General features: G+C 65.5%; 11 protein-coding genes. 10 read left to right on the top strand and 1 reads right to left on the bottom strand.

What is annotated here, in order from left to right; translation table 11 throughout:
- Nucleotides 1-157 precede the first annotated feature (157 nt).
- The 10 genes from O0882_RS10645 to O0882_RS10600 all read left to right on the top strand — a co-directional run bounded on the left by O0882_RS10645 (nucleotide 158) and on the right by O0882_RS10600 (nucleotide 11,532).
- Nucleotides 158-2,320: a type I secretion system permease/ATPase gene (locus tag O0882_RS10645; RefSeq protein WP_289947719.1), complete on the top strand. Its 2,163-nt coding sequence runs from the start codon at nucleotides 158-160 to the stop codon at nucleotides 2,318-2,320.
- Nucleotides 2,317-3,630 carry an HlyD family type I secretion periplasmic adaptor subunit gene (locus tag O0882_RS10640; RefSeq protein ID WP_289947718.1) on the top strand — a complete coding sequence of 438 codons (1,314 nt, stop codon included), beginning with the start codon at nucleotides 2,317-2,319 and terminating at the stop codon, nucleotides 3,628-3,630. The genes O0882_RS10645 and O0882_RS10640 overlap by 4 nt, the downstream gene beginning before the upstream one ends.
- Nucleotides 3,630-4,913, top strand: coding sequence for a TolC family protein (locus O0882_RS10635; protein WP_289947716.1), 1,284 nt, complete (start codon nucleotides 3,630-3,632; stop codon nucleotides 4,911-4,913). The genes O0882_RS10640 and O0882_RS10635 overlap by 1 nt, the downstream gene beginning before the upstream one ends.
- Before the next feature lie 103 nt (nucleotides 4,914-5,016).
- Nucleotides 5,017-6,294 carry a lipoprotein-releasing ABC transporter permease subunit gene (locus O0882_RS10630; RefSeq protein ID WP_289947715.1) on the top strand — a complete coding sequence of 426 codons (1,278 nt, stop codon included), beginning with the start codon at nucleotides 5,017-5,019 and terminating at the stop codon, nucleotides 6,292-6,294.
- Between the two features lie 117 nt (nucleotides 6,295-6,411).
- Complete coding sequence (locus O0882_RS10625; RefSeq protein ID WP_289947713.1) at nucleotides 6,412-7,671, top strand: lipoprotein-releasing ABC transporter permease subunit; 1,260 nt, start codon at nucleotides 6,412-6,414, stop codon at nucleotides 7,669-7,671.
- 16 nt (nucleotides 7,672-7,687) lie between these two features.
- Nucleotides 7,688-8,413 (top strand): lipoprotein-releasing ABC transporter ATP-binding protein LolD, encoded by a 726-nt coding sequence (gene lolD, locus O0882_RS10620; protein ID WP_035819561.1) that lies wholly within the window; start codon nucleotides 7,688-7,690, stop codon nucleotides 8,411-8,413.
- A 19-nt stretch (nucleotides 8,414-8,432) separates the two neighbouring features.
- Nucleotides 8,433-9,239: a TatD family hydrolase gene (locus O0882_RS10615; RefSeq protein ID WP_289947712.1), complete on the top strand. Its 807-nt coding sequence runs from the start codon at nucleotides 8,433-8,435 to the stop codon at nucleotides 9,237-9,239.
- A complete protein-coding gene (locus O0882_RS10610) occupies nucleotides 9,236-10,477 on the top strand; it encodes a PQQ-dependent sugar dehydrogenase (protein ID WP_289947711.1) in 1,242 nt (413 codons plus the stop codon). Before O0882_RS10615 ends, O0882_RS10610 begins: the two co-directional genes overlap by 4 nt.
- 193 nt (nucleotides 10,478-10,670) lie before the next feature.
- Nucleotides 10,671-11,057, top strand: coding sequence for a Rap1a/Tai family immunity protein (locus tag O0882_RS10605; protein WP_289947710.1), 387 nt, complete (start codon nucleotides 10,671-10,673; stop codon nucleotides 11,055-11,057).
- Nucleotide 11,058: 1 nt separating this feature from the next.
- Complete coding sequence (locus O0882_RS10600; protein ID WP_289947708.1) at nucleotides 11,059-11,532, top strand: T6SS effector amidase Tae4 family protein; 474 nt, start codon at nucleotides 11,059-11,061, stop codon at nucleotides 11,530-11,532.
- Between the two features lie 3 nt (nucleotides 11,533-11,535).
- On the opposite strand, the gene O0882_RS10595 is transcribed toward O0882_RS10600, so the two are convergent.
- Nucleotides 11,536-13,524: a helicase-related protein gene (locus O0882_RS10595; protein WP_289947706.1), complete on the bottom strand. Its 1,989-nt coding sequence runs from the start codon at nucleotides 13,522-13,524 to the stop codon at nucleotides 11,536-11,538.
- Nucleotides 13,525-13,573 lie beyond the last annotated feature (49 nt).

Here is a 13,573-nt window from a genome sequence, read left to right as displayed (position 1 = left end):
CGTCTGTCACGACGCGCCGCAGTTTTTATTTTTACAACACCTATCTGAATAGCCGATATTACTATGGCACAATGTTTTTGCAGGCCATCGCCGCGCGACCTTGACAATAGTTTCTCACTGTTCATTGCAACTGTCTGAGATCGGACTTGAGCTCATCATGACGCCACCTTCTGCCGCGCACGCCGCCGACGCTTCTCCCTCCATTTCCTCCGCCGACAGCATCGCCGAGGCGGTGGTGTTCCTGGCGCGCTTTTTCGGCACGGCCGTGCAGGCCGAACGCCTGCGCGCCAGCGTGCTCGCGCATGGCGACCCGGCCGCCGCCGACTTCCTCGACCAGGCGCTGGCGCATGGCAGCCTGGCCGGCACGCCGCTGCCTGTGGATCAGCCGCGCCGCCCCACGGAAATGCCGGCCCTGCTGTTGAATGGCGCGGGGCAGGCGCTGGTGGTGCTGACGATCGCCGACGGCAAGTATGAATGCCATGTGCCCGGCATCGAAGGCAGTTCCTGGCTGGACGCGGCCATGCTGGCGCAGGAAGTGCCCGCTGGACGCTGGGTGGCCGTGCGTCCGGTGATGTTCTTCGACCAGCGCAGCTTGCTCTACAGCATGCCGGTGGCGGGGCGCTGGTTCTGGGATGTCTTCAACCGCAACCGCTGGGTCTTTCGCTGGGCCTTGCTGGGCACTTTGGTGCTCAATATCATCAGCGCGCTGGTGCCGTTCTACGCGATGGCCGTGTATGACCGCGTGATCCCGAACAACGCCACCTCCAGCCTGTGGGTGCTGACGATCGCCGTGGTGGCGCTGACCGGTTTTGAACTGGCCATGCGATTGCTGCGCGGCGAACTGGTGGAAACGGCGTCGCGGCGCATGGATGTGGCCCTCTCGTCGAGCATCTTCGCCCAGTGCCTGCGCCTGCGCGCGGCCAGCCGCCCCGCCTCGGGCGGCACGCTGGCCAATACCGTGCGCGATTTCGAATCGGTGCGCGAATTCTTCGCCTCGACCACCCTGACCACCCTGGGTGACTTGCCCTTCCTGCTGCTGTTCCTGCTGGTCATTGCACTGGTGGGCGGCTGGCTGGTGCTGGTGCCGCTGGCGGCCATTCCCATCCTGCTGCTGGTCGCCTTCGCCTCGCGCGCGGCGCTGGCGCGCCATGTGGCCGCCTCGATGCAGGAAAGTGGCCAGCGCACGGCGCACCTGTTTGAAACCATGAATGGCCTCGACACCATCAAGGCGCTGGGCGCCGAGGCGTGGAGCCGCCGCAAATGGGAAAGCCTGACCGTGGCAATCGCCGCCAACAGCGTCGAGACGCGCGAAATCGTCAGCCGCGTCAATTACATCAACACGGCCGTGCTGGCCCTGTCCGGCACGGCCGTGGTGGCCGTCGGCGCCTTGCTGATGGGCGAACGCCTGCTGACGCTGGGCCAGATCATCGCCGTGAGCATGCTGACGGGCCGCGCGCTGGCGCCCGTGAGCCAGATCGCGGGCCTGATCATGCGCTGGGAGCAGACCAAGCTGTCCTATCACGCACTCAATAAAATCATGGAAGCGCCCACCGACGACGATGCGGCCAGCCTGCAGGCGCCGCCCCTGTCCGGACGCATCGAATTTCGCGACGTGGGGTTTGCGTATCCGCACTCGCCGCCGCTGCTCGATAAACTCAATCTGCATATCCGCGCCGGCGAAAGAGTGGGCGTGATCGGCAAGCTCGGTTCCGGCAAGAGCACCTTGCTGCGCTTGCTGCTCAACCAGTACGGTCCGCAAAGCGGCAGCGTGCTGTTCGACGACCTGGCCAGCACCCAGCTCGAACCCTTGAGCTTGCGCCGCCAGATCGGCTATGTGCCGCAGGACGTGACCCTGTTCCATGGCACGCTGCGCGAAAACATCGAATTGGGCCGCAGCCAGCCCGATGACGCCAGGCTGCTCGATGCCATCCGCCTGGCTTGCCTGGACGACATCATCACCCAGTTGCCCAACGGTGTGGCGACGGAAGTGGGCGAGCGGGGCGAGCGCCTGTCCGGCGGCCAGCGGCAAGCCGTGGCCATGGCGCGCGCGCTGCTGGTCAAGCCGCCCATCCTGCTGCTCGATGAACCGAGCAGCATGTTTGATCCGGCCACGGAACAACGCCTGATCGCGCGCCTGCGCACCTTGCAGGACACCACCATCGTGCTCGTCACGCACCGCATGGCCATGCTGGCGCTGGTGGACCGGCTGATCGTCTTCGACCGTGGCCGCATCGTGGCCGACGGCCCGCGCGACGAGGTGCTGCGCGTGCTGAACAGCCAGGCGGCCAAGCCTGCGGTGGAACAGGGAGTTACTGCATGAGCGCGCTGAACGCCCGCCCGCTGCCGGCGGCCCACCCGGACCCGGAACGCGAGCCGCGGCGCCTCGTCATCCGCATGCTGGCGCTGATCGCCGTGCTGGTGGTGCTGACGCTGGCCTGGGCCACGTTGGCCCAGCTCGACGTGTCCGTGAATGGCCGCGGCGCCATCACGCCGCCATCGCATTTGCAGGAAGTGCAAAGCCTGGAAGGCGGCATCGTGCGCGAGATGCTGGTGCAGCCTGGCCAGCAGGTGCATCGCGGCGATTTGCTGCTGCGCCTGGACACCGCCCAGTATGAAGCCAACCTGGGCGCCAGCGTGCAGAACCGCCTGGCCGCGCTGGCGGGCAGGGCGCGCCTGGACGCGCTGCTGACGGGCGGCACGCCCCGCTTCGAGCCGGCATGGCAGCAAGAAGCGCCGGAACTGATCGCCAAGGAAACGCAGTTGTGGCGCGACGGCCAGCGCGAGTTCGCTTCGGCCACGGCGGCCGCGCGCGAAGGCGTGACGCGCCGGCGCGGCGAACTGGCCGAGGCGCACGGCCGCATCGTCCAGCTCGAGACGGGTCTCAAGATCGGCATGGAAAGCCTGGCGATCGAGGAGCGGCTGTTCAAAGAGGGCGCCGGTTCGCGCGGCGATTATCTGAATGCGCAGCAGCGCGTGCAGCAGCAGCGCACGGAACTCGACGGCCTGCGCAGCTCCGTGCCGCGTTTGCTGGCTACCCTGGCCGAAGCGCAGGCGCAGGCCGGCGAAGTCGAAGCGCGCATGCGCGGCCAATGGGGCGCGCAGCGCAGCGAATACGAAACCAAGGCGGGTGCCCTGGCCAGCACGGTCAAGGGCCAGCAGGATCAAGTGAGCCGGCGCGACATCACGGCGCCCGTCGACGGCGTCGTCAACCGCGTGCTGGTGGCCACCGTCGGCGGCGTCGCGCAGCCCGGCAAGCCTATCCTGGAAATCGTGCCGGCCGACTCCGAGGTGCTCATCTCCGTACGTGTGAAACCGTCCGATATCGGCTTTATCCATGTGGGGCAGAGCGCCTCGGCCAATGTGCTGGCGTATGACGCCACCACCTATGGCCGCATGAAGGCGCAGGTGGTGCGCGTGGGTGCCGACGCCATCCCCGACGAGCGCAACGAGCCGTATTTCGAGGTGCAGCTCAGCACCGACCGCCGCCAGTTGACGGCGCATGGCAAGGTGCTGCCGGTCACGCCCGGCATGCCGGTCGACGTGGGCATCCTGACGGGACGCCGCTCGGTGATGCAATATGTGTTCAAGCCCGTGCTGCGCGGCTTGCAGTCTTCCCTGCAGGAGCGTTGATGCGTGTCTTATTATTCTGCATGGCATTCGCCTGCGCGAACGCGGCGGCGCAATCCGCGCCGCCGGCCACTTTCCAGGCGCAGTCCATGCGCGGCTTGCCGGCCCTGCTGGCGCGCGCCGTGCCGCGCGATCCGCAAGTAATCGCCGCGCAGGCGGCACTGGCCACCACCGAGGCGCGCTACAAACAGGCCCGTTCGCGCCTGTTTCCGAATGCGGCGCTGCAGGCCACGCGCGGGCGCAGCAACGACCTCGATGGCACGCTGGAGGTGCAACGGCGCACGCACCAGGTGGAGGCCAGCCTGCGCTGGAATGTGTACAACGGCGGCGCCGACGGCGCCGAAATGGATGCGGCCGGGCGCGAGGTGGCGGGCGCCGCCTTCGACGTGCAGCGGGCCAGGGCGGAAAGCGCGGAAAAGCTGGCCGAAGCCTACTTCGACATGCAGCGCCTGGAACGCGGCCTGCTGCAATCGCGGGAGCGGTTGCGCGACGTGACGCAACTGGTGCGGCAGGTGATGCGCCAGGCGGAACTGGGCAAGGCATCGGAAGTGGACCGCGAGCTGGCGCAAAGCTCGCAGCTCGATGCGGAACTGGTACACGACGGCTTGCTGACGGACCGTCTGGCCGCGCAGATCAAGCTTGAAGCGCTGGCTTTCGAGCCGGTGACGCAGTTTGCCGACTTCACGTTTGCGCCGCTGCCGGCGCAGGCATTGGAAAACGCCGACATGCAGCATGCGCAATTGCGCGCCGCGCGCGAACGCGCCGCCGCCGCCCAGCTGCGCGTGCGCAGCGTGGCGGCCACCCTGGCGCCGAAAGTGGACCTCGATGTCAGCCATCTGTTGAATAACAAGACCACGCCGCCGCCATCGACCATTCAGCAGCGCGGCTGGTCGGTGGGCGTGAGCTGGGAGTTTCCGCTGGGCGGCGGCAGCCTGGCGCAGCGCGACGAGAGCATCAGCCGCGCCCAGGCGGCCGACGCGGACGTGGTCCGCGCCGAGCAGGGCACGCGCGCCGACCTGGCCAGCATGCTGCCCCGTATCGCCAATGCGCAGCGCACCCTGGCCTTGCTGGAAGAGCAGGAAAAGAAGATGGCCTTTGTCGTGCGAGGCGGGACCATCCAGTACGAGGCGGGCCGGCGCAACCTGCAGCAAATCATCCAGACGCGCGACAGCTATTTCACGATACAGCAGCGGCGCATCGACCAGATGCACCGTTTGACCCTGGCGCAGATGCGTCAGTACGCCCTGTCCGGGCAGCTGTTGCAGGTGTTCGGCCTGGCGCAATAGGAAAATTGCTGCGGGGGTGCGGCGCTGCACACATAGTTTCATGCATAAAAAGCCCATTGTGTGGCACACTGCGCGCTCGCATATTACGTTGTCGCGGGAGCGCATGAGCATCATCAAACAATTTCCTTTTGAGTGGCAGGTCGGCGTGCGCTATACGCGCGCCGGGAAGCGCAGTGGCCGCAACAGCTTCATTTCCTTCATCTCCCTCATTTCCGTGGCCGGCATCGGCCTGGGCGTGGCCGCCCTGATCGTCGTGCTCTCCGTCATGAACGGCTTCCAGAAGGAAGTCACCGACCGTTTGATGTCGGTGCTGGCCCACGTCGAGGTGTTCGACACCAGCGGCTCCATGCCGAACTGGCAGGCGCAGGAGCGCGCCGCCTACGCCAACCCGCAAGTGAAAGCCGTGTCGCCGTTCGTGGAAACCCAGGGCATGCTGCTGAACGACGAAACCATGCGCCCGTCCGTCGTGCGCGGCGTGCTGCCGCAGCAGGAAGCGACTGTCTCCAGCGTGGCTTCCCAGATGAAGCAGGGCAGTTTCAAGGATCTCACGCCAGGCTCGTACAACATCGTGCTGGGCATCGACCTGGCCAAGGCGCTGGGCGTGCAGGTGGGGCAGAACGTGACCCTGATGCTGGAGCGCGAGCCAAGGGCGGGCGACCCGGCCACTGGCATCGTCATGCCGCGCATGCGGGCGCTGAAAGTCGCCGGCATCTTCGAGGCCGGTCACAATGAACTCGACGGCAGCCTGGCGTTTGTCAACATGCAGGATGCGCAGCAGCTGCTGCAGCTCGACGGCCCGTCCGGCCTGCGTCTGCGCCTGCACGACATGAACCAGGCGCCGCAGGTGGCGCGCGAACTCAAAGCCTCGATGCCGGGCCAGCTGTGGATGCGCGACTGGTCGCGCGCCAGCGCCAGCTGGTATGCGCTGGTGCAAAGCCAGAAGAACATGATGTTCATCATCCTCAGCATGATCATCGCCGTGGCCGCGTTCAACCTCGTCTCGACGCTGGTGATGTCGGTCACCGACAAGCAGGCCGACATCGCCATTTTGCGCACCCTGGGCGCCTCGCCGTTCTCCATCATGAAGATCTTCATGATCCAGGGCGCGCTGGTGGGCTTGCTGGGCAGTGCGCTGGGCGTGATCGGCGGCGTCGTGCTGGCGCTGAACGTGGGCGTCATCGTGCCCTTCATCGAAGGCATCTTCGGCCTGCACTTCATCTCCAAGGAAATCTACCAGATCAGCGCCGTGCCGTCCGACGTGCATTGGCTGGACGTGGCGCAGATCGGCCTGATCGCCTTTGGCCTGGCGCTGGTGGCGACCATCTACCCGAGCTGGCGCGCCGCCAGAGTCAAGCCGGCCGAGGCGCTGCGCTATGAATGAGAAAATTACCCCTAAGGCAGAACCTGGGGTCGGACCCTCAGGGTCCGACCCCGGCACTTCGCCGTTGGGTCAGCACGTTGGCATGTCGCTTACACAAGAATCAATCACATCACAAGCATGTTAAAAAATATTCCTTTCGAATGGCTGGTCGGCCTGCGCTACACGCGGGCCGGCAAGCGCAGTGGCCGCAACAGTTTTATCTCCTTCATTTCCCTCATTTCCATGGCCGGCATCGGCCTGGGCGTGGCGGCGCTGATCGTCGTGCTGTCCGTGATGAACGGCTTCCAGAAGGAAGTGACGGACCGCATGCTGTCCGTGCTGGCTCACGTGGAAGTGTTCGACAACAGCGGCAGCATGCCGGACTGGCGCGCCGAAGCGGCCCAGGCGTTCAAGAATCCGGCCGTCAAAGGCGCGGCGCCGTTTGTGGAAACGCAGGGCATGCTGCTGCGCGACGACGCGCTGCGTCCCGCCATCGTGCGCGGCGTGCTGCCCGAGGAAGAGCCGAACGTGTCCGATGTGGCCGGCCAGACGCGCATGGGCAGCTTCAAGGCGCTGCAGCCGGGCACCTTCAATATCGTGCTGGGCATCGAGCTGGCGCGCGCCTTGCGCGTCAACCTCGGTGAAAAAGTGACGTTGATGCTGGCGCAGGGCCAGGTCACGCCGGCCGGCGTGCTGCCGCGCATGCGCAGCTTCACCGTCAGCGGCATCTTCCAGGCAGGCCACAATGAATTCGACGCCGGCCTGGCCTTCATCAATATCGAAGACGGCCAACGCCTGCTGCGCCTCGACGGCCCGTCCGGCCTGCGTTTGCGCCTGGTCGACATGAACCAGGCGCCGCAAGTGGCAGCCGAATTGAAAAAATCCATGCCGGGCGACCTGTGGCTGCGCGACTGGTCCAAGCTGAACGCCAACTGGTTCGCCGCCGTGCAGACGGAAAAGCGCATGATGTTCATCATTTTGACCCTGATCATCGCCGTGGCCGCGTTCAACCTCGTGTCGACCCTGGTGATGACGGTGACGGACAAACAGGCCGATATCGCCATTTTGCGCACGCTGGGCGCCTCGCCCCGCTCCATCATGAAGATCTTCATGATCCAGGGCGCGCTGGTGGGCATCCTGGGCACCTTGCTGGGCGTGGGCGGCGGCGTACTGGTGGCGATGAATATCGACATCATCGTGCCCTTCATCGAGCATTTGCTGGGCGTGCAGTTCCTCTCCAAGGACATCTATTTCATCAGCACCGTGCCGTCCGACCTGCGCTGGCCCGACGTCAGCAAGATCGGCGTGCTGGCCGTGATCCTCGCCTTCCTGGCGACCCTGTACCCAAGCTGGTGGGCTGCCCGCGTCAAACCTGCGGAAGCCCTGCGCTATGAATAAACCACTGACGACTACCATGACCGATCTGAACAAACCTGCCTCCAACGGCGCTTCCGCCGATTCCGCCGTCCTGTCCTGTCGCGGCCTGGGCAAGACTTTTACGCAGGGCAGCTACAAGGTACAGGTGCTGGCCGGCATCGACATCGACGTCCACCGCGGCGAGCGGGTCGCCATCGTCGGCGCTTCCGGCTCCGGCAAGTCGACCCTGCTGCACCTGCTGGGCGGCCTCGATACGCCCACCAGCGGCAAGGTGACCCTGCTGGGCAAGGATTTCGCCACCCTCAGCGAAAAGGCGCGCGGCGACTTGCGCAATGCCTCGCTGGGCTTTGTCTACCAGTTCCACCACTTGTTGCCCGAGTTTTCCGCGCTCGACAACGTCGCCATGCCTTTGATGATACGGCGCATGAAGCGCGCGCCCGCCACCGAGCTGGCGCAGCAGATTCTCACGCGCGTGAACCTGGCCAAGCGCGTCACGCACACGCCGGGCGAATTGTCGGGCGGCGAGCGCCAGCGCGTGGCCCTGGCCCGTGCCCTCGTCACGCAGCCGGCCTGCGTGCTGGCCGATGAACCGACGGGCAACCTCGATCACGCCACGGCAGAACAGATTTTCGACCTGATGCTGGAATTGTCGCGCACCCTGGGCACGGCCTTCGTCATCGTCACGCACGATATCGAACTGGCCAAGCGCTGCGACCGCGTGCTGCGCCTGACGGACGAAGGGCTGCAGCCTTATCAATACTGAGCAATACTAGGAGTCCGCCATGTGGATCGACACGCACTGCCACCTCGACGCGCACGAATTCGGCGGCGAATCGCTGCAGGTGGCGGCGCGCGCGCAGCAGCAGGGTGTGGGCATGATCGTCATTCCCGCCGTCGAACGGGCCAATTTCAGCATCGTGCGCGACATGGCGGCAGCTGCGCCCAATGCCTGCTATGCGCTGGGCATCCACCCGATCTACGTGCCGCACGCCACCGACGACGATTTGATCGCCCTGCGCGAAGCCGTGGCGCAGGCCATGCATGACCCGCGTTTCGTCGCCATCGGCGAGATCGGCCTCGATTTCTTCATCCCCATGCTGTGCGAACCGGCCATGCGCGCCAGGCAGGAGCATTTTTTGCGCGAACAGCTGAAAATCGCCCGCGACTTTGATTTGCCCGTGCTGACCCACGTGCGCCGCTCGCAGGACATCGTGCTCAAGCACGCGCGCCAGATCCGTCCGAACGGTGGCATCGCGCATGCGTTCAATGGCAGCTTCCAGCAGGCGCAGGCTTATATCGACCTGGGTTTCAAGCTCGGTTTCGGCGGCGCCATGACGTTTACCCGCGCGCTGCAGATACGCCGCATGGCCACGGACTTGCCCCTGGACGCCATCGTGCTGGAGACGGATGCGCCCGACATTTCCCCCAGCTGGGTCCACCCGGGCCGCAACAGTCCCGAAGAATTGCCGCGCATCGGCGCCGTGCTGGCCGAATTGCGCGGCTTGGCATTGGCCGACGTGGCCGTTGCCACCAGCGTCAACGCGCGCGCCGTGCTGCCCCGATTACCCTTGATGGAAATACCCTCATGAACAAGAAGATCATCACCGGCGCGCTGGCGGCCTGCCTGTCCACCGTGTTGGCGCCCGCCATGGCGGCGCCAAACGCCCAGTGCGACGGCATGCCGCGTCTCGACGTCACTACGCCGGCCGGCTTTTGCGTGGCCGTGCTGGCCGACGGCCTGAAATTCCCCCGTGGCGTGCTGCCGCTGACGAATGGCGACATCCTCGTCACGGACATGGCGGGATGGGCGCCGAAGCAGGGTAAGTTGTGGCTGTTGCAGCGCAAGGCGGCCGGCGCCGGTTACGAGCGCAAGCTGCTGCTCGACAAGCTAGATCGCCCGAACGGCATCGTGCAGGGACCGGACGGCATGGTCTACGTGGGCGAGGTGGGACGCATTTTCCGCTTCGACTTGCGCGATCCATCGCGTGCCCTCACCGACATCATCGGCGGCACGGCGAAAACGCCGCGCCTGCCGGGCCTCGGTTTGCACCTGCTGACGAACATGCGTTTCAGCCCCAAGGGCGACCTGTATGTGAACGTGGGCTCGAGCACCGACCATTGCGAGAACGATGGCAAGGCGCCCGACCCGGCCAAGCCATGCGCCTCGGCGGAAGGTCCGGAAGCGCTGGGCGCCATCCGCGAATACAAGATGGACTGGCCAGCTGGCACGGTGACGGGCTGGCGCACGCATGCGCGCGGTTTGCGCAATTCGATGGCGCTGGCTTTTCATCCTGCGACGGGCGAATTATGGCAGGCGGAAAACGCGCGCGACGCCATCCAGGCCGCCATGCCGCAGCTGAAAAATGACGAGAACCTGCCGCACGAAGAACTGAACCTGATCAAGGCCGACCGGCATTACGGCTGGCCGTACTGCTACGACGACAACGTCGCCAGTCCGGAATATCCGAAGACGGCTTGCGCCGCCCAATACGTGGCGCCGCAGCGCCTGCTGCCCGGCCATGCCGCGCCGCTGGGCATGACGTTCTACACGGCCAGCCGCTTCCCCGAGCTGTACAAGAATAGCCTGATCATCGGCTACCACGGCTACCGCAGCAACGGCCACCGCCTGGTGGCGCTGCTGCCCGACAAGGCGGGGGCGCCGCTGGGCAAGTCCGTCGAGTTGATCAGCAACTGGGAGCGCAAGGGCAAGCAGGGCAGGGGCGCGCCCGTCGACGTGAAGCAGGGGCAGGATGGCGACATCTATATGGCCGATGACCATAATGGGCTGGTGCTCAAGCTGCATTACGCGGGGCCGGGCACGCCGTAACGTTCACCGGCCTCGCAGACGTAGGTCGGGTTAGGCCAAAGGCCGTAACCCGACACCCGTAGCGCCAACAATGTCGTCGGATTACGCGCGCCCTTCGGACGCGCTAATCCGACCTACGCTTGACCTCGCTCAGTGCGGGACAGCCGCATCGTTCTACAATCGGCCAGACCTTCCCCACTGACCATGGATGGCCATGCATGTCTCCTCCCTTCTCATTGTATTGAGCCTGGGCCTCCCCGGTGCACGCGGGCAGGGCGTGGCCTATCCTCCGGCGCCGCGCCTGAGTGCCGACCAGCTGATCGCGTATTACCAGGAAGGGCCGGCCAAGGGAGCGATGGCCGATGCTGTCTTCCTGCTCGATCAGCGCTACGCCAAAGGCTACCTGGCCGGCGTGGCCGATGCGGCGCAGGGCCGCCTGTGGTGTGATACGGGCCGCGTGAAGTCGCTGGAAATCGATGCGCAGGTCGTTGCTGACTTGAAGAAATTGCCTGCCAGAGCGCGTCAGGGTGACGCTTCCACCCTGATCGTCGCCATCCTGGCGCGGCGTTTCCCCTGTTCCACCCCACCACCAGGAGGCTGACGTGAAACCTGCATTCATCAAGCTGCGTGAGAATTATTCGAGCGTGGCCGCCGTCGACCAGGCGGCCCTGTTCGGCGAAATCGGCTGGGAAGACTTGATCGGCAAGGACAGCTTTGCCAACACCTGCGCCATCCGCGTCAGCCTGGCCCTGATCAAGGTCGGCGTCAAGGTCAAGGGCCGCATGGCCATCCGCAAGGGGCCGTTCAAGGGCGCGCTGATCGAACCGGGACAGGCCAAGCTGGCGCATATGCTGGCCAGCCCCTCGATGTTTGGCGCACCCGAGAAATTCAGCCGCGATGCGGCCATCGCCGGCATCGGCCAGCGCAAGGGCCTCGTCGCCTTCTTCCGCATTCCCGGTTACCTGGGTGGCGCGGGCGGGCATATCGACATCCTGCTGCCATCCATCGGCGTGAAGGTGTGCGGTTCCGAGTGCTACTGGGATTGCGCGGAAGTGTGGTTCTGGGAAATCCGTTGACCCCTATTTGAACTTTTTGCCCGCGCGTCCACGCGATGCCGCATTGTGCGCGCGCAGGATGGAGTCGACCCGTTCCGACGCGTCGCGCGACAGGTTCTGCGCCACGGCGATATCGGGGAAGAATTCGGGCAGGCGGTAGCTGAGCCAGGCATACGCCGAGTAGTAGCGGCAAGTGTCTTCCACTTGCTGCAGATTCTGCGTGCCGCCGCCATACGCGTGCTGGCGCAAGGTGCTGGTTTTTCCCTGCGACAGATTCTTCGACCAGTGCTCCCACGCCGTTTGCAAGGACGGCACCTTGCTCGATATCGGCACCAGCGACAGGGTGAACTTGTCGGCCACGGACAGGGGTAATGTGTCGAGCCAGATGGCACGATCTTGCTGGTCTTGCGTGATGCGCGGGAAGAAGAATCCGTCCGGCACGTCGATATTGTGGATGAAGCGGCGCAGTAGTTTTGACAGCGACAGCTCGCCCGTCACCGACGAAATGCGGTGCAAATGTTCGAGCGAGGGCGCCACGGCAAAGCCGCTGGTGTTCAGCGGGTGCAGCTTTTCCTTGAGCAGCGCGCGCATCACTTCATGCGTCTCGTTGTCGTAGCCGGCCACGAGGCCCTCTTCATGCACGCCATAGCGGCCCGCGCGCCCGGCGATCTGACGCGCCAGCGCGGCGGAAATCTCTTCCTCTTCGCGGCCATTGTATTTGACGCAGGTGGTCATGACGATGCGCGCGATCGGCATGTTCAGGCCCATCGCCAGCGCGTCCGTGCCGACGACGATATCGGCCGTGCCGTCGCGGAAGCGCTGCGCCTGCGCGCGCCGCACTTCGGGCGACAGGTTGCCGTACACAGTCGCCACGGACAGGCCCGTTTCCGTGATCATGTCGCGCCACATCAGCACTTCGCGCCGCGAAAAGGCGATGACGGCGTCGCCGCGGCGCAGGTTGCGCACCTTGCGCACGGCGGTCGGCTCCATCGACAGTGGCGCCATGCGCTTCAATACGTGCACTTCCAGCGGGCAGTCCAGGCGCTCGGCCAGCGCTTCGATGGCGCGCCGTGCTTCCGGCGCCCCCACCAGGTACACGGTGTGGGCGGGCGCGCCGCAGACGGCCGCCGTCCACGCGGCGCCCCGGTCCGGGTCGGCCAGCATCTGGATTTCATCGATGACAGCCACCTCGACGACGGTTTTCGTGTCCAGCATTTCCACCGTGCTGGCCACGTGCGTGGCGCCGTCGATGACCCTGCGCTCCTCGCCCGTGATCAGGCTCACGGCCAAGGGTTTTCCGTGCGGCGCGGCTTCCTGCAGGCGTTCGTAGTTTTCCAGGGCCAGCAAGCGCAATGGCGCCAGGTAGATGCCGCTCTTTGCTTTCACTAGCGCCTCCATGGCGCGGTGCGTCTTGCCGGAATTCGTCGGCCCCAATAGGGCGACGAAGCGGCGCGGCAGGCGGCGCGCCATCTCGAATGAGGCCGGATACTCGGCCAGGTTGATGCTCTGGCGCGTGCGCGCCGCGTGCTGTTCTTCCTGCTGGCGCTCGATGGCGTGATTGAAGCGCTGGCGGATGCGGTCAAAGACCATGCCTGCCGGCTCCGACGTCTGCATGTCGGCCAAGGTGTGCAGGAAGACCATCGGGTCCGTATCCACGTCCTCGCTCAGGCCCGCGATATCGGCGACGAAATCGATCACATGCTGGCGCAGCTCTTCGAAGACGGCCGCGCTGGCCCGTTCGCGCACCAGGGCCAGTTTGGCCTCGCGGTCCATCTTGCGCCACTTGGCGGGCCGCGCCAGCACGCCCTGTGCCGGCACCAGCGCATACGGCACCAGCAGATGGCCGGCCTTGACCGTGCCGGAAAAGCGCACGAAGACGCGGCCTTCCATCTTGACCAGGCGGATATGCTCGGCCAGTTCCCCCAGTTCCGCGACCAGGGTGGCGTCGCTATTGTCTTCGGTGCTGTCGGAAATGTCGATGGAAGTGTCGGGAGGAAGTGCGGAGGAAGTCATGTCGTGCCTGGGTGTTGAAGTAAGCGAGGCCGATTATACCGTCGATGGG

This window comes from Janthinobacterium sp. SUN073 (genome assembly GCF_030397665.1).
GTDB lineage: Bacteria > Pseudomonadota > Gammaproteobacteria > Burkholderiales > Burkholderiaceae_D > Janthinobacterium.
Note: the sequence above shows the minus strand (reverse complement) of the source record. Positions and strands in the feature narration are given on the sequence as shown.

Excerpts from the sequence above, each read along its gene's own strand:
- lolD (WP_035819561.1), top strand. The coding sequence starts at position 7,688 with ATGACCGATCTGAACAAACCTGCCTCCAACGGCGCTTCCGCCGATTCC.
- O0882_RS10630 (WP_289947715.1), top strand. The coding sequence starts at position 5,017 with ATGAGCATCATCAAACAATTTCCTTTTGAGTGGCAGGTCGGCGTGCGC.
- O0882_RS10615 (WP_289947712.1), top strand. The coding sequence starts at position 8,433 with ATGTGGATCGACACGCACTGCCACCTCGACGCGCACGAATTCGGCGGC.
- O0882_RS10625 (WP_289947713.1), top strand. The coding sequence starts at position 6,412 with ATGTTAAAAAATATTCCTTTCGAATGGCTGGTCGGCCTGCGCTACACG.
- O0882_RS10645 (WP_289947719.1), top strand. The coding sequence starts at position 158 with ATGACGCCACCTTCTGCCGCGCACGCCGCCGACGCTTCTCCCTCCATT.
- O0882_RS10610 (WP_289947711.1), top strand. The coding sequence starts at position 9,236 with ATGAACAAGAAGATCATCACCGGCGCGCTGGCGGCCTGCCTGTCCACC.
- O0882_RS10640 (WP_289947718.1), top strand. The coding sequence starts at position 2,317 with ATGAGCGCGCTGAACGCCCGCCCGCTGCCGGCGGCCCACCCGGACCCG.
- O0882_RS10605 (WP_289947710.1), top strand. The coding sequence starts at position 10,671 with ATGCATGTCTCCTCCCTTCTCATTGTATTGAGCCTGGGCCTCCCCGGT.
- O0882_RS10595 (WP_289947706.1), bottom strand. The coding sequence starts at position 13,524 with ATGACTTCCTCCGCACTTCCTCCCGACACTTCCATCGACATTTCCGAC.
- O0882_RS10635 (WP_289947716.1), top strand. The coding sequence starts at position 3,630 with ATGCGTGTCTTATTATTCTGCATGGCATTCGCCTGCGCGAACGCGGCG.